Here is a 15391-nt window from a genome sequence, read left to right on the forward strand (position 1 = left end):
CTGGCCGCGACCGTCGTCCACCACCATGATCCGGTACGTCCTTCCGCGCCACGGGCAGGACGGGACGCCTGCCGCAGCACCCACACTACGGATCGGGACGCACAGCTTGGATCCCGTGTTCGTGCCAGCCGCGGCACGGGCACCGGCGACGCATCGGGGAGGGCGCGGTGCCGCAAGACCTGGCCGCCGTGGCCGCCGGCCACCTGCGCCGCCCGGGCCTGGTCGTCGTCACCGGGCCACCCGGCGCCGGGCGCAGCACCGTACTGCGCCGCCTCGCCGACGCCACCTCGGGCCCCGTGCACACCGGGGGAGGGCTGGCGATGCTCACCGCCGTACCCGCGCTGGCGCTGTCGCGGGCGGTGCGGGCCCGGCTGCCCGCCCACGACATCCCGCTGCTGGCCGAGGCGGTCCGCTCCCGGGTCCGCGGCGGCCTGCTGATCCTCGACGACCTGCAGTACGCCGACGCGGCCACGCTCGCCGCGCTGCCGCTGCTGGCCGCGCACTGCCGGGTCGCGGTGGGCCTGCGTACCCCGCACCGGCTGGCCGACCACGCGCAGGCCGCACTGCGCACGGCCGCGGCGGCGTGGCTGCAGGTGCCGCCGCTGGATCTGCACGCCGCCACCGACCTGGCCCGGCGCACCGCCGCCCTGGACGCGGGCACCCTCGACGCGGTCGTGGCGCGGGCCGGTGGCAACCCCCTGGCGATCGTCGCACTGGCCCGGCAGGCGGGCACCGGCCGCGGCGCCCCCGGCGCCGACATCGACCAGGTCGCGTACGCGATCGCGGCGGCCCTGGCCGATCTGCCCCGCCCCGCCCGCACCGCGCTGGCCGCGCTCGGCCTGCTCGGCCGGCCCGCCCCCGCCGCCCTGCTCGGGCCGGGCGCCGCGGACCTGCTGGCCGCCGGGCTGGCCGCCGACACTCCCGACGGGCTGCAACCCACCTCCGGGTACGTCGCCGAGACCGCCGCCGGGCTGCTCGACGGTCCCGCCCGCACCGAACTGCACCGGCGCCTGGCCGAGCTGACCGCGCCCGCCGAAGCCGCCCAGCACCTCGCCGCCGCCGGTGACCTGCCCGGCGCGCACCGCCGCGCGCTGCAGGCCGCCGACCGGGCCACCGGCGCCGAACGCGCCGCGCTGCTGCTGTTCGCCTGCGACCTGCCCGGCGTCACCGTCGACCCCCGGGTCCGGCTGGCCGCCGCGGACGCCGCCCTGGCCGCCGGGCGCCCCCACGCGGCCGCCCGCGTGCTGGACACCGGCGGGCCCCTGGGCGTCGAGGCGGACGTGCTGCGCGGTGAGGCACTGCTGCAGGCCGGTGATCCGGCCGCCGCGCGCCGCGCCGCGCAGCCCGTACCCGATGCCGCCGCCGTGTCCGTGGTCGCGGCCCGCGACCGGATCCTGCTGCTGGCCGACCTCGCCACCGACCCCGGCCTGGCCACCGACACCGCCGACAAGATCACCGCCCGGCATCCCCACCCACCGGCCGGTCTCGCCGCCGCCCTCGCCGCGGTCCGCGCCGCGCACCGCAGCCCCGGCTGGGAGGACGCGCTGGCCGCGGCCGCCGCCGGCCCCGACCCGCTGATCGCCCGGTGGAGCGCCTGGCAGCTGGTCGAACACCTCACCGCCGACGCGCGCCTGACCGAGGCCGCCGCGGTGGCCCGCGACGCCGCGGCCGGCTGCGCCACCGCACTGGCCTACAGCTGGCAGACCCGGTTCGCGGCCGCCGCCGACTTCGCCGACGCCCTCGCCGGGCGCATCCCGGCACCGGCCGAGCCCGCCGACCCGTACGCGTCGCCCGCCGCCGCGGACCCGCGCGAGAGCCCCGACCCGGCCGATGCCATCCACCGCCGCGCCGCCGACCTCACCGACCGCAGCCTGCCCCCGGACGCCCGCGGCTACGCCACCGCCGCCACCGCCCTCGTCGAAGCGGACACCGGCCTGCTGGCCGCCGCCCGCGCCCGCCTCGCCGCGCACACCGACCATCCCGCCACCGCCTGGGTCGCCCGCGAGGCCGCCTGGCTCGACGGGCAACCCGACCGGGCCGGGCAGCCCCCCGCGCAGGGGCGGGGGCTGCTCACCGGGCTGGACCACATCACCGCCCGGTGGGCCGCCCACGACCGGGGCGCGGCCGCACCCACCGGCATCCCGCGCGGGCTGCCCGGCCCCGCCCGCCGCACCCTCACCGCATGGGCCACCGGCACCGGGTTCGCCGCCGCCGCCGACACCTGGGCCGGCACCGCCGTGCGGGAACAGGTCCGCTGCCTGCTGGCCGCCGGCTTCCACGAGCCGGACCCGGGCCGGGCGGTGGCGGCGCTGCTGGCCGCCGAGCAGCTCGCCGACACCGCCGGGCTGACCGTGCTGGCCGGGCGCGCCCGCCGCGGCCTGCGCCGCCACCACGTCCACCGCGACACCCGCGGTCCCCGCTCCGGCACGCAGCTCACCGGCCGCGAAACCGACGTGCTGCGGCTGGTCGCCGCGGGCGAACCCACCCGCCGCATCGCCGGGCAGCTCGGCATCTCCGCCGAAACCGTCGACACGCACATCCGCGCCGCCATGCGCAAACTGGGCGCGCGCACCCGTACCGAAGCGGCGGCGCTCGCCTTCGCCCACCCCGACGCCCAACCCCCGCGGGAGGACCGCCGGTGACCCGACAACCAGACGCCCCCCGGCACATCGTCGCCACCGCCGCCGACGCCGACACCGTGCTGCGCCGCCTCACCCGCGCCGGCTGGACCGCCCGCCCCGGCTTCGCCCTGCCCGACCCCTCCTGGGACGTCACCGCCGCCCGGCTGGTGCTGCACGGCCGCATCACCGACACCGACACCCTGCAACTGGCCGTGCTCGCCGCCGCCCGCGGCGCCGGCATCGTCGCGGTCAGCGACACCGACAGCCCCGTCGGCCGGGCCCTGGCCGACGACCTCGCCCGCCTCGGGCCCCTGCAGCACGGCACCGGCGCCGACAGCAGCGTCGCCGAACTCATCCCGGAACAACGCGCCCTGCTCGACCGGCTCGCCGCCGGCGAGACCATCGCCGCCGCGGCCGCCGCCGAATACCTGTCCCTGCGTACCGCGAACCGGCGCATCGCCGAGGCGCGGGCCCTGTTCGGGGTCCGCACCACCCGCGAAGCCGTCCTCGCGTACCTGCGGCAGCGCCGCGACGACACCGCCTGACCGCTACGCGACGGCCACGCCCTCGTCCGCGTGCGCGATCCGGGTCAGCTCCCGCCACAACACCACGACGAACACCGCCGAACCCGCGAACGCGAACCAGAACGGCGCCGCCAGCCCGAACCGGTCCGCCAGCACCCCACCCACCACCGAACCCGCCACCAGCCCGCCGTACGTGCAGACCGTGTTCACACTGCCCACCCGCCCCTGCAGGTGCTCCGGCACCGCACGTTGCCGCACCGTGACCGACGTCGTACCCCAGACGAACGCGTGCGCACCGAACACGAAGAACACCACCGACGCCACCCACGGCGACCGGGTCACCGCCAGCACCAGATGCGTCAACGTCTCGATCACCAGACCGGCCCGCATCACGTTGCCCAGGCTCACCCGCCGGGTCAGCCACCCGTACATGGCCGTGCCCACCAGCCCGCCGACCGCGGAGACCGTCGTCAGCAGACCGAAACCGACCGCGCCCAACCCCAGCCGCCGCGCCGCATACAACACCAGCACCGACCACGCCGCCCCGAACGTCACGTTGAACACCAGGATCGTCAACGCCAGCGTCCGCACCGCCGCATGCCGCACCGTCCAGCGGAAACCCTCCACGATGTCGCGGCCCACCCCGCCGGAGCGCGGCACCCGGCCCGGCGCCGGCAGCACGATCCGCCACACCAGCAGCACCCCCGCCACCACCAGCACCGCCTCCGCCACGAACGGCCACACCCGGCCCGCCGCGAACAACGCCGCCCCGACCGGCGGGCCCACCAACTGGTTCAAGGTGATGAAGCCGGTCTGCAACCGGGCGTTGGCCACCACCAGATCGTCGCGGCCGACCAGCATCGGCGTCAGCGTCGCCACCGTGTTGTCCGCGAACACCTCCGCGGTCGCCAGCAGACCCAACCCCGCCAGCGCACCCGCCGCCGACAGCACCCCCGCCGCCAGGCATGCGACCAGCACGGCCAGCACCACCGCCCGCACCCCGTCGGCCACCATCACGATCCGCCGGCGCTCCAGCCGATCCGACAGCACCCCCGCCCACAGGCCGAACACCAGCGGCGGCGCCCACCGCAGCAGCGCCGCCAGCGACACCAGGAACGCGTTCGGGGTCAACGACGCCACCAGCAACGGCCCCGCCGCGGCCGCCACACCGTCACCCAGGTTCGTCACCCACGCCGACGCCAGCAGCCACCGGAACCCGGCACCCAGCCGGGCCGGCACGAACGACTCCACGAATCCGGTCACGAATCCACGACCCTACGGTCGACGCCACCACCGGCACACCGAATTAGACCGGCCACCCGACCCGGACCCCGGCCCGCGCTCAGCCCGGCCGGTCGGCGCGCCGGCGCACCCGCGACAGATCCACCGGCCGCGTCGGGTCCACGAACCGCGGCATCTGCGGCTCACCGGAGCGCAGCGGCGCCAGCGTCACCGTGATCCCCTCCATGATCCGATCCGTCGCCCGCATCGCCTGCGCGCCCGGCGACCCGGTCAGCCCCGACAGATCCACCGGCTCCCCGAACCGCACCCACACCACCGGCCGGCGCAGCATCGCCCGCAGCACCGACCCCACGATCTGCTTCGGCGACGTGTACGGCAGCACCGCGTGCGCCCCCCACTGCGCCACCGGCACCACCGGCGCCCCGGACATCGCCGCCATCCGCGCCACCCCGGTCTTGCCCCGCTCCGGCCACATCCACGGATCCAGCCCGATACGGCCCTCCGGATACACCAGGACCGTCGAATTCGCCGCCAGTGCCTGCGCCGCATCCGGCAACGCCTGCGCCACCTGCGCCGTGCGCCGATCCACCCGGATATGCCCGCACCGGCGCATCACCGCACCCACCACCGGCGCCCGGAAGATCCCACCCGTCGCCATGATCCGCGGCGTCAGCCCGGCCACCCGGCACGCCGCGGTCAGCACCACCGGATCCACCGGGCTCACATGATTGGCCGCCAGGATCAGCGGGCCGCCCCGCAACCCGGGCGGCACCCCACCGGACACCCGCAGCCGGCACACCAGCGCCGCCAGCGGACGCGACACCCACAACAGCGCCCGCCACAACCGGGGCGCCCGCCACGACGTCTCCATCAGAGCGCCATGATCGCACGACACCCGCAGGGACCTCTCACCCCGCGTCGCGCAACTCCGCCAGCCGCGCCTCCACCTCCGCCAACTGCTCCCGTAACCGCTGCGCCTGCTGCTCCGCCTGCGCCCGCTCCGCCGCCAGGATCTGCTCCACCGCCTCCCGCACCCCCGGCACATCCACCAGCGCCACCATCCGCAACGCCTCCGCCGGACGCACCACATACGGCCGGGCCAGCGCCTTCGCGCCCTGCTGCGCCGCCACCGTCCACTCGCCGTCGGCGTAGGCCAGCGTCACCGTCAAGCCCGGCGCAACCTTCGGCCGCGCCACCTTGCCCGTCGCTTTGCGCGCCGCCGGCACCACCGGCGCCGTAGCCGGGGACGTAGGCGGGGCAGGGGAGGGGCGCACCGGCACCGGCTTGTCGATCACGAACTCCGGCTCCGCCCGCGGCGACTCCGGCTTCGCCTGCGCGGGCTCGGCGACCGGCGCTCGGCGACCCGCGCCCTTCGGCGCCACCCGCAGATCACCGGGGGAGAACGGCAACTCGTCACGGCCGAACCGCACCACCAGCCAATCCGGCGACTCCGCCGGATCAGTCAGCCGCACCACCTGCCCCAACTGACCCGCCATCTGCCCGGCCGCCTCCGTGAACACCACCCGCGGCCGCCGGCCCGCCCCCACCGCATCCCGGATCACCCCCAGATCCTGCTCACTCAACCCCGGCACCGCAGCAGCCACCATCACAACCCCCCACCATTCGTACGCATGTTTGAATGCCGTCGTTTCTACCAGCCCACCCCGACAGAACCGCGCACCGCCACCCCTGCGCGCGCCGCGCCCACCACCGGGGGAGCACCCGCCGATACTGGGCAACCACCACCGCGGCGTGGCACGCTCGCCCACGTGAGCAGCACACCCGAGGCGCAACGCCTGCGCGACCTCGCCCGGCTGCGCCGCGTCCGCGACCGCATCGACCGCGACTACGCCCAGCCCCTCGACGTCGAAGCCCTCGCCCGCGGCGCCAACATGTCCGCCGGACACCTCAGCCGCGAATTCCGCCGCGCCTACGGCGAATCCCCCTACTCGTACCTGATGACCCGCCGCATCGAACGCGCCATGGCCCTGCTGCGCCGCGGCGACCTCAGCGTCACCGAGGTCTGCTTCGCCGTCGGCTGCGCCTCCCTGGGCACCTTCAGCACCCGCTTCACCGAACTGGTCGGCATGCCACCGAGCACCTACCGCGCCCAGGCCGTCCACGGCGACGCGGGCCTGCCCGCCTGCGTCGCCAAACAGGTCACCAGACCGATCAGGAATCAAGAAGCCGCCGCCACCCGGCCGCAACTAGCGTGACCGGCATGGACATCACCATTCACGCCAGCTTCCTACCCCACGACGACCCCGACGCCTCCCTCGCCTTCTACCGCGACACCCTCGGCTTCGAGGTCCGCAACGACGTCGGACGCGGCACCATGCGCTGGATCACGGTCGGGCCCGCCGACCAGCCCGGCATCTCCATCGTGCTGCACCCACCCGCCGTCGACCCCGGCATCACCGACGACGAACGCCGCACCATCACCGAGATGATGGCCAAGGGCACCTACGCCGGGATCCTGCTGGCCACCAAGGACCTCGACGGCGCCTTCGAACGCCTCCAGGCCAGCGACGCCGACATCGTCCAGGAACCCACCGATCAACCGTACGGAGTACGCGACTGCGCCGTCCGCGACGCCGCCGGCAACCTGATCCGCATCCAGCAACTGGGCTGAGCCCCACCGCGCACGGCCCGGGAATCGCGGCAGCAGCCAAGCCGCGATTCCCGCGCCGCACGGCCGCGAAGCTGATCAGATCAAGCCAGGCGACACCGACGGGAACCGCGCCACGCGGCCCGCCCGACAGATGGAGACACGATGAGCAGGGCCACGAGGACAGCCACGCCGCACGCCGCCGACACCCACGACCTGATCCGCGTCCACGGCGCCCGCGTGAACAACCTCAAGGACGTCAGCATCGAGATACCGAAACGGCGCCTCACCGCGTTCACCGGCGTCTCCGGCTCCGGCAAGAGCTCCCTGGTGTTCGCCACCATCGCCGCCGAATCCCAGCGACTGATCAACGAAACCTACAGCGCCTTCGTCCAAGGCTTCATGCCCACCCTGACCCGGCCCGACGTCGACGTCCTCGACGGCCTCACCACCGCGATCATCGTCGACCAGGAACGCATGGGCGCCAACCCCCGCTCCACCGTCGGCACCGCCACCGACGCCAACGCCATGCTGCGCATCCTGTTCAGCCGGCTCGGCAAACCCCACATCGGCTCACCCCAGGCGTACTCGTTCAACGTCCCCACGGTGCGCGCCGCCGGCGCCCTCACCGTCGAACGCGGCGAAGGCAGGACCAGGACCGAGAAGGCCACCTTCAACCGCCTCGGCGGCATGTGCCCCCGCTGCGAGGGCATGGGCGCGGTCACCGACTTCGACCTGTCCGCCCTGTACGACGACACCCTGTCGCTGAACCAGGGCGCCCTGACCATCCCCGGCTACAGCATGGACGGCTGGTACGGCCGCATCTACCGCGGCTGCGGCTTCTTCGACCCCGACAAGCCGATCCGCAAATACACCAAGCGCGAACAGCACGACCTGCTCTACAAGGAACCCACCAAGATCAAAGTCGAGGGCATCAACCTCACCTACGAAGGACTGATCCCCAAAATCCAGAAGTCCTTCCTCGCCAAGGACGTCGACGCCCTGCAACCCCACATCCGCGCCTTCGTCGACCGCGCCGTGACATTCACGACCTGCCCGGACTGCGACGGCACCCGGCTCAGCAAGGAAGCCCGCTCCTCCAAGATCAAAGGCAAGAGCATCGCCGACGTCTGCACCATGCAGATCAGCGACCTCGCCGACTGGGTCCGCGCCCTCAAAGAACCCTCCGTCGCCCCGCTACTCAAAGGCCTGCAACACCTGCTCGACTCCTTCGACCAGATCGGACTCGGCTACCTCGCCCTCGACCGGCCCGCCGGCACCCTGTCCGGGGGAGAGGCCCAACGCACCAAAATGATCCGCCACCTCGGATCCTCACTCACCGACGTCACCTACGTCTTCGACGAACCCACCATCGGACTGCACCCCCACGACATCGAACGCATGAACCAGCTCCTGCTGCAACTGCGCGACAAGGGCAACACCGTGCTCGTCGTGGAACACAAACCCGAAACGATCGCCATCGCCGACCACGTCGTCGACCTCGGCCCCGGCGCCGGCACCCACGGCGGCACCGTCTGCTTCGAAGGCACCGTGGACGCCCTGCGCGCCAGCGACACCATCACCGGCCGCCACCTCGACGACCGGGCCACCCTCAAAGAAAAAGTACGGCCACCCGCCGGCACCCTGCAGATCCGCGGCGCCACCACCAACAACCTGCGCAACATCAAGGTCGACATCCCGCTCGGCGTGCTCGTCGTGGTCACCGGCGTCGCCGGCTCCGGCAAGAGCTCCCTGATCCACGGCTCCGTCGCCGGACGCGACGGCGTGGTGGTCGTCGACCAGGGCGCCATCCGCGGATCCCGCCGCAGCAACCCGGCCACCTACACCGGACTGCTCGAGCCGATCCGCAAAGCCTTCGCCAAAGCCAACGGCGTCAAACCGGCACTGTTCAGCTCCAACTCCGAGGGCGCCTGCCCGGTCTGCAACGGCGCCGGCGTCATCTACACCGACCTCGGCGTCATGGCCACCGTCGAATCCACCTGCGAGGAGTGCGAGGGCAAACGGTTCCAGGCCGAAGTGCTGGCATACACGCTCGGCGGCAAGGACATCACCGAGGTCCTGGCGATGCCGGTGACCGAGGCCGTGGAATTCTTCGGCACCGGCGAGGCGCGGATCCCGGCCGCCCACAAGATCCTCGACCGGCTCGCCGACGTCGGCCTCGGCTACCTCAGCCTCGGCCAGCCGCTCACCACCCTGTCCGGCGGCGAGCGGCAGCGCCTCAAACTGGCCACCCACATGGGGGAGGCGGGCGGCGTGTACGTCCTCGACGAGCCCACCACCGGCCTGCACCTGGCCGACGTCGAACAACTGCTCGGCCTGCTCGACCGGCTGGTCGACTCCGGCAAGTCGGTCATCGTCATCGAGCACCACCAGGCGGTCATGGCCCACGCCGACTGGATCATCGACCTGGGCCCCGGGGCCGGTCACGACGGCGGCCGGGTGGTCTTCGAGGGCACGCCCGCCGACCTCGTCGCCGGCCGCGCCACACTCACGGGCCAGCATCTGGCGGCGTACGTGGGCACCTGACGAACAACCGGCGGGCGGGTGCCCGCCCGTCGTCAAACCCGAATCATCTGGCAGGGCCAGCCCACCCAAGCGTCCAGTCACTGACTTCTATGATCACCGGGTGATCGAGGACTACGCACTGGTTCCGGCGTCGTGCTGCGGGAACCTTTCCCGTTCCCGGTGGTGGAATGGCTCGGCGTCCGCCACGTCCCGCGCCTCGGATACGTGCGCCTGCGCGAGGGCCTCATCCCGCTGGGCGAACTCCGCGAGACAGCCCGCCACAGCACCCTCGGCTCCCTACGGCGGTGTGACTTCGCCCTGGAAGAGCCGTTGCCATTCGACGTGCCGGATCGCGCGCGGCCCGTTCCGGTGCTGAGCCTGCCGGGCATCGGCTGGCTGGACGAACTTCCCCGGGACCGGAGCGCTGCTCTGAGCGGCTTCCTCGCCAGCTGGTATGCCGACGTCCCGGCATCTCCACCGCCGCATCAGGCGCCGACGGGACTGCCCGAGCCGTTGCGGGCCTTCTACGAGATCGCCGCCCAGAAACCGGTGATCTATGGGAGGCAGAACGAAATCTACCGGCCTGACCGGCTTCGCCTGACCGGCTCCGACGAGGACCCGACAAGGGTCGTTTTCGCTGTCGAGAACCAGGGTGCGTGGGAGAAGTCGATCGACCCTACCGACGATGACCCAGTGGTGTGGGACGAGAGCGAGGAGGAACCGGAGGCGGAACGGTTGAGCGGCTTCCTTCTGCAGTTCGCGCTCGCCGAGGCGGTGTTCTCAGCGCCGTTCACCGGCGGCGCCTCGATCACGGGGGAGCAGCTGGAGCGATTCGCGGAGCGGATGACCCCGGTGCCCCTACGACCGGCGACATTCCCCGCGGAACACACCCGCTTCTACGTAGCGCCCGGTCTGGTCGCCATGGCGTATCCCGACGACGGAGTTCAGCTCTCCGTCGCCAGCCGGCAGCGTTCGGCGCTGCGCGATCTACGTGATGTGGGCTTCGGCTGGGACAACTTCAACGGCTGAACCCGGAGATCACGCCGGTCCCGACGCCGCCGCGCCACCGGGCAGTGCCCAGGCGAGGTCTCGGAGTGCGGGTGCACCCTACCCGGAGTCGGTTCCGTGGCTGGCGGCGAGTCGCTGTACCCGTTCGACGAGTTCGAGGTTGACGGGCAGGCGGGGACTGTCCGACTGACCGCTACTCGCTGGTCGATAATGCACATTATGTAAACCTGTCCCGCGCGGGACGCCCCCGACAGGTCCGCTCACCCCACCGCCGGCTCCCAGAGCAGGAGCTGGCGGTGGTGGCTGAAGCCGGTGCGCAGGTAGAAGTCGACCGCGCGGCGGCCGGAGTGGACGGTCACGTGCACCAGGCCCCGGGTGCGGGCCTCGGCCAGGATCGCGGCCATCAGCGCGGCGCCGACGCCCCGGGCACGGTACGCCTCGCGGACCATGACCGACTGGATGTCGCCGTACCGCCGGTCCAGCGACCCGTTGCCGGGCACCCGTTCCGCGACGAGCAGCCAGGCGCAGCCGACCACGTACCCGTCGACCTCGGCGACGAACGGCAGGTGCGTCTCCGCGTGGTCGGCCATCCAGCCGGCGAACGCCTCGATCGCGTCGGGTCCGATGTCCCGCAGGTCCGCGAGCGCCGACACGTCCGCCCCACCGCCCATCCGCACGATCATCCGGCGGAGTCTATGTGAGCACGCGGCCGGCCCCGGGCGGGCACGCTCCCGTGGCGTCGCGCTGGGCCGGTTTCCCGGGTGGCCCGGCGGGCGCATTCCGGTGCCCGACGGGCGTCGCCGACACCCCGGAGAAATGTCCCGTAGATTCCCATTTATCCCTACATGCTGCATAATATGTCTTATGCAGCATGGGAACGACGTCTCCGTACACGGCTTGATCGGCGAATTCCTCGCGTCCCGGGCCACCAGCAAGCCCTCCGAGCACACGCTCGCCGCGTACCGCCGGGATCTGGAGTCCGTGCTGGCCCTGGTGGCCGAGCATCTCGCGGTCGCCCACGACCGGGTCGTGCTGGCCGACCTCTCCCCCCGGGTGCTGCGGGCCGGGTTCGCGGCGTTCGCGGCGGGCCGGGCACCCGCCTCGGTGTACCGCGGATGGTCGGCCTGGAATTCGTTCTTCCGGTTCCTGGTCGCCGACGGCATCGCGGTGGGCAACCCGATGCCCGCCGTCGACAGGCCCCGTCTGGTGGCCCCCTCCCCCAAACCGTTGCGCGGCGAGGACACGCCGGAGCGGCTGCTGGACGCGGTGCGCCGCCCGGACGCCCGGCAGCGCGATCCGTGGCCGCAGCGCGACGTGGCGGTGCTGGGGCTGGCGCTGTGCGCGGGCCTGCGCCTGTCGGAGCTGCTGGGGCTACGGGTGGGTTCGCTGGTGGGGCGGGTCGGCGAGCAGCGGCTGGACGTGCTGGGCAAGGGTGGGCGGCCCCGGGCGGTGCCGGTGGAGCCGGAGCTTTCCGCGGCGCTGGGGTGGTATGTGGACAGTGTGGGGGCGCGGTTCGGCCGGCGGTGGGTGGTGCCGTCGGCGCCGTTGCTGGTGGATCGGCGGGGGGAGCCGTTGCGGCGTGGTGGGCTGCAGTATCTGGTGGAGTCGTGTTACCGGCGGGCGGGGATCACCGACCGGGTGCCGCGGGGGGCGCGTCTGCACGCGTTGCGGCATACGTTCGCGACGCGGCTGGCGGAGGACGGGGCGAGCGCGTCGGAGATCATGCGGTTGCTGGGGCATGCGTCGTTGGCGACGTCGCAGGCGTACATCGAGGTGACGGCGGCGCAGCAGCGCGCGGCCGTGCGGGCGAACCGCACGAACCGCGCGCTGGGCCGGGTGTCAGGCGAGGTTGATGGTGACCTCGACGTTGCCGCGGGTGGCGTTGGAGTAGGGGCAGACCTGGTGGGCCTGGTTGAGCAGGGCGAGGGCGGTGGTTTCGTCGAGGCCGGGTAGTTCGGCTTCGATGGTGGCGGTGAGGCCGTAGCCGCCGTCGCCGTTGGGGCCGATGCCGACGTCGACGGTGATGGCGGTGTCGTTGAGGATGATCTTCTGGGTGCGGGCGACGGTCTTGAGGGCGCTGTGGAAGCAGGCGGCGTAGCCGGCGGCGAAGAGCTGCTCGGGGTTGGTGCGCTCGCCGCCGGGTCCGCCCAGTTCCTTGGGTACGGCGAGGCTGTGGTCGAGGACGCCGTCGCTGGAGCGGACGTGGCCGCTGCGGCCGTCGCCGCTGGCGGTGGCGGAGGCGGTGTAGAGCACCTGCATGTGAGGGGGTCCCTTCAGATGGTGTGGCTGGCTGCGGAGTCGCGGACGCGGCTGAGCAGGTGGTGCAGTTGCCGGAATTCCTCGGTGCTGAGGTCGACGGCGCAGGCGAGTCGTTCGGGGAGGTCGCTGACCTGGTGGTGCAGTTCGCGGCCGCGGTCGGTGGGGCTGATCCAGACGGTGCGTTCGTCGTCGGTGCCGCGGCGGCGGGTGATGAGGCCTTGGGCTTCGAGTCGTTTGAGCAGGGGTGAGAGGGTGCCGCTGTCGAGGGCGAGGGCGTGGCCGAGGTCGCGGACGGTGATGTCGCCGCGGTGCCAGATGACGCGCAGGGCGATGTACTGGGGGTAGGTGATGCCGTGGGCGTCGAGGGCGGGGCGGTAGAGGGCGGTCACGGCCCGGGAGGCGGCGTAGAGGTTGAAGCAGATCATCTGTTCGAGGTCGGTGGTCTCACCCATGCTCAGAAACCTAGCGCGCAATTCAGTTGTGCACAACTGAACGGTGGCGGTGATCACCACGCCCATGTGATCATGACCCGATGGCGATCATCCGATTTGTGCGGCTCTCCCCCGCCGCCATGAGCGCCCTGATCGACGGAGACCTGCCCGCGGCCGGTGCCGCCGCCGGACACCCGCTGTCGCAGTTCCTGGTCAGCGAGGCGTGGCTGTGGCGGATCCGGCGCGAGCAGATCCTCGCCGACCCGGCCAGCGCGGACTGGATCGCCCGGGCGGCGGTCGCGGTCGACGAGGACGTCGTGGTGGGCCACGGCGGCTTCCACGGCCCGCCCGACGCCGACGGCACGGTGGAGCTGGGGTATTCGGTGGACCCGGCCTACCGGCGCCGCGGCTACGGCCGGGCCATCCTCACCGAGCTGCTGCGCCGCGCCGACGCGGACCCGGCCGTCGCGGCCGTACGGGCCAGCATCCGCCCGGACAACACCGCGTCACTGGCCACCCTGTCGGGTACCGGGTTCGTGCGCATCGGAGAGCAGTGGGATCAGGAGGACGGGCTCGAGCTGGTGTTCCGCCGGCCCGCGACACCAGCCCCGTAGCCGGTCTCAGGGCCTGTGCGGCGGGTCGAGGTGCACCACCAGCGGCCGGTGGTCCGACACCGGCACCCGCGGGGCGCGTACCTGGACCACCGGCCCGAGCCGGTCGGCGTCACGCCGGTCGGCCAGCGCGTGGTCGAGCTGGATGCGCGGCGCCGGGCCGGGATACGTGGCGGCGCGTCCCAGCGGCCGCCACCCGGTGAGCGCGCGGGCGGCCCATGCCGGCAGGTTCAGGTCGCCCAGCAGCACTCGCGGCGCGGGCAGCGCGCGCAGCGCCCGTACGGCGGCGCGCAGCTGGTGCAGATTCCAGCCCGGCACGAACGACAGGTGGGTGGTGGCCACCGTGACCGGTCCGGCCGGGGTGTCCAGCACCGCGGCCAGCAGCACCCGCGGCTCGTCGCGGGCCAGCACCGGTCCCCCGCCCGGGCCGGGCACCCAGACCGGGGCGCGGACCGGCGCGGCGGGCAGCCGGGTGAGCTGCCAGTGGCGGGCGCGATAGCGGCTGATCAGCGCGATGCCGTACTGGGGGCCGATGTCGTCGGTGCCGGCCCGCCAGGGCTGCCACGCCTGGCCGGGGGTCCCGGCGATGGTGGCGGCGAAGCGGTGGGTGCGGGCGCCGAGGGCGTCGGCGGCGAGGGCGGTCAGGTCGAGCCGTCCGCTGCGGGGCTGGGCGCGGTCGACCTCCTGCAGGCCCAGCACGTCGGCGTTCAGCCCGGCGACCGCGGCGGCGACCCGGTCGGCGTGCACGGCGCCGTCGGACAGTGATCGGCCGTGCAGCAGGTTGAAGGTGGCCAGGTGCACGGGCTCGACCCTAGCGACCGGCAGCGGGTCGCTAGGGTCGTGGGCGGGCCGGGGTCCGACGGAGGTGGGTTGTGTTCGCCAAGGCGGCGTGCTGCGCGATGACGGTGTTCGTCCTGGTCGGTGCGCTGGGGATCGCGGTCCGGCGGCGCCGCGGGCGGTAGTGCGGGCGACAATGGCCGTCATGAGCGACGACGACGGCGAGCTGCTGCGGCGGTTGCGGGAGCAGGAAGAGCGCCTGGTCTTCACCCGTTTCGACAACACCGACGCGTGGCGGCTGGGCTGCCTGCTGGTCGAGCTGGCCACGGGCCGGAACCTGCCGGTCGCGGTGGACATCCGGCGCGGCACCCAGCAGTTGTTCCACGCCGCCCTGCCGGGCAGCAGCGCCGACAACGACGCGTGGATCGCGCGCAAGGTACGGGTGGTGTACCGGTTCGCGGAGTCGTCGTACCGGGTGGGCCGGCGCCTGGCCGCGCGGGGCGCCACCCTGGACGCGGGGTACGGCGTGGACCCGGCCCGTTTCGCGGCGCACGGCGGGGCGTTCCCGGTGCGGATCCGCGACGTGGGGGTGGTCGGTGTGGTCACGGTCTCGGGGCTGCCCCAGGCCGACGATCACGCCCTGGTGGTGGAGGCGATCGAGGCACACCTGGCCGGAGGCTGACCGACCCGGGGCGCTCGCCGTCAGCGGGCCCGGCGCGGATTGCGCTGTGAGCGGATCCGCTGACAGCAGGCAGATCTTCCCGGCGGAGCGCGGCAACCGGCA

The 15391-nt window shown here is 73.4% G+C and carries 15 protein-coding genes and 1 pseudogene; 9 read left to right on the plus strand and 7 right to left on the minus strand.

Annotated features, from left to right (window positions below; translation table 11 throughout):
• Positions 1-167 precede the first annotated feature (167 nt).
• Together ACMCNO_RS17840 and ACMCNO_RS17845 are read left to right on the plus strand one after the other, a co-directional pair.
• Positions 168-2642: a LuxR C-terminal-related transcriptional regulator gene (locus ACMCNO_RS17840; RefSeq protein ID WP_412750567.1), complete on the plus strand. Its 2475-nt coding sequence runs from the start codon at positions 168-170 to the stop codon at positions 2640-2642.
• Positions 2639-3166 (plus strand): LuxR family transcriptional regulator, encoded by a 528-nt coding sequence (locus ACMCNO_RS17845; protein ID WP_412750568.1) that lies wholly within the window; start codon positions 2639-2641, stop codon positions 3164-3166. Before ACMCNO_RS17840 ends, ACMCNO_RS17845 begins: the two co-directional genes overlap by 4 nt.
• 3 nt (positions 3167-3169) lie before the next feature.
• On the opposite strand, the gene ACMCNO_RS17850 is transcribed toward ACMCNO_RS17845, so the two are convergent.
• The 3 genes from ACMCNO_RS17850 to ACMCNO_RS17860 form a co-directional block, all read right to left on the minus strand.
• Positions 3170-4408, minus strand: coding sequence for an MFS transporter (locus tag ACMCNO_RS17850; RefSeq protein ID WP_412750569.1), 1239 nt, complete (start codon positions 4406-4408; stop codon positions 3170-3172).
• Between the two features lie 79 nt (positions 4409-4487).
• Complete coding sequence (locus ACMCNO_RS17855) at positions 4488-5258, minus strand: lysophospholipid acyltransferase family protein (RefSeq protein WP_412750570.1); 771 nt, start codon at positions 5256-5258, stop codon at positions 4488-4490.
• 37 nt (positions 5259-5295) lie between these two features.
• Positions 5296-5994, minus strand: coding sequence for a hypothetical protein (locus tag ACMCNO_RS17860; protein ID WP_412750571.1), 699 nt, complete (start codon positions 5992-5994; stop codon positions 5296-5298).
• Between the two features lie 162 nt (positions 5995-6156).
• Between ACMCNO_RS17860 and ACMCNO_RS17865 the strand changes: the two genes are divergently transcribed.
• From ACMCNO_RS17865 to ACMCNO_RS17880, 4 genes are all read left to right on the plus strand, one after another.
• A complete protein-coding gene (locus ACMCNO_RS17865) occupies positions 6157-6603 on the plus strand; it encodes a helix-turn-helix transcriptional regulator (RefSeq protein WP_412750572.1) in 447 nt (148 codons plus the stop codon).
• A 5-nt stretch (positions 6604-6608) separates the two neighbouring features.
• The gene (locus ACMCNO_RS17870) at positions 6609-7019 is read left to right on the plus strand and encodes a VOC family protein (protein ID WP_412750573.1); all 411 of its coding nucleotides are present in this window, start codon (positions 6609-6611) and stop codon (positions 7017-7019) included.
• Between the two features lie 141 nt (positions 7020-7160).
• Positions 7161-9542, plus strand: coding sequence for an ATP-binding cassette domain-containing protein (locus ACMCNO_RS17875; RefSeq protein WP_412750574.1), 2382 nt, complete (start codon positions 7161-7163; stop codon positions 9540-9542).
• A gap of 162 nt (positions 9543-9704) precedes the next feature.
• Entirely contained in the window at positions 9705-10550 is an 846-nt protein-coding gene (locus ACMCNO_RS17880) for a hypothetical protein (RefSeq protein WP_412750575.1), read from the plus strand.
• A 239-nt stretch (positions 10551-10789) separates the two neighbouring features.
• Here the strand turns inward: ACMCNO_RS17880 and ACMCNO_RS17885 are convergent, their stop codons facing one another.
• Positions 10790-11212: a GNAT family N-acetyltransferase gene (locus ACMCNO_RS17885; protein WP_412750576.1), complete on the minus strand. Its 423-nt coding sequence runs from the start codon at positions 11210-11212 to the stop codon at positions 10790-10792.
• A gap of 181 nt (positions 11213-11393) precedes the next feature.
• Between ACMCNO_RS17885 and ACMCNO_RS17890 the strand changes: the two are divergent.
• A pseudogene (locus ACMCNO_RS17890) lies at positions 11394-12374 on the plus strand (tyrosine-type recombinase/integrase); the annotation flags it as partial.
• On the opposite strand, the gene ACMCNO_RS17895 reads toward ACMCNO_RS17890, so the two are convergent.
• Together ACMCNO_RS17895 and ACMCNO_RS17900 are read right to left on the minus strand one after the other, a co-directional pair.
• Positions 12369-12788 carry an organic hydroperoxide resistance protein gene (locus tag ACMCNO_RS17895; protein ID WP_412750577.1) on the minus strand — a complete coding sequence of 140 codons (420 nt, stop codon included), beginning with the start codon at positions 12786-12788 and terminating at the stop codon, positions 12369-12371. The pseudogene ACMCNO_RS17890 and the gene ACMCNO_RS17895 sit on opposite strands and share 6 nt — an antisense overlap.
• A 14-nt stretch (positions 12789-12802) precedes the next feature.
• The gene (locus ACMCNO_RS17900; RefSeq protein WP_412750578.1) at positions 12803-13240 is read right to left on the minus strand and encodes a MarR family winged helix-turn-helix transcriptional regulator; all 438 of its coding nucleotides are present in this window, start codon (positions 13238-13240) and stop codon (positions 12803-12805) included.
• An 80-nt stretch (positions 13241-13320) separates the two neighbouring features.
• Between ACMCNO_RS17900 and ACMCNO_RS17905 the strand changes: the two genes are divergently transcribed.
• Complete coding sequence (locus ACMCNO_RS17905; RefSeq protein ID WP_412750579.1) at positions 13321-13833, plus strand: GNAT family N-acetyltransferase; 513 nt, start codon at positions 13321-13323, stop codon at positions 13831-13833.
• Positions 13834-13839: 6 nt separating this feature from the next.
• On the opposite strand, the gene ACMCNO_RS17910 is transcribed toward ACMCNO_RS17905, so the two are convergent.
• Positions 13840-14631: an endonuclease/exonuclease/phosphatase family protein gene (locus ACMCNO_RS17910; RefSeq protein WP_412750580.1), complete on the minus strand. Its 792-nt coding sequence runs from the start codon at positions 14629-14631 to the stop codon at positions 13840-13842.
• Between the two features lie 181 nt (positions 14632-14812).
• On the opposite strand from ACMCNO_RS17910, the gene ACMCNO_RS17915 reads away from it, so the two are divergent.
• The gene (locus ACMCNO_RS17915) at positions 14813-15289 is read left to right on the plus strand and encodes a heme-degrading domain-containing protein (RefSeq protein WP_412750581.1); all 477 of its coding nucleotides are present in this window, start codon (positions 14813-14815) and stop codon (positions 15287-15289) included.
• The last annotated feature ends 102 nt before the right edge of the window (positions 15290-15391 follow it).

It is taken from the genome of Krasilnikovia sp. M28-CT-15, from assembly GCF_047159595.1.
Taxonomy (GTDB): domain Bacteria; phylum Actinomycetota; class Actinomycetes; order Mycobacteriales; family Micromonosporaceae; genus Actinoplanes.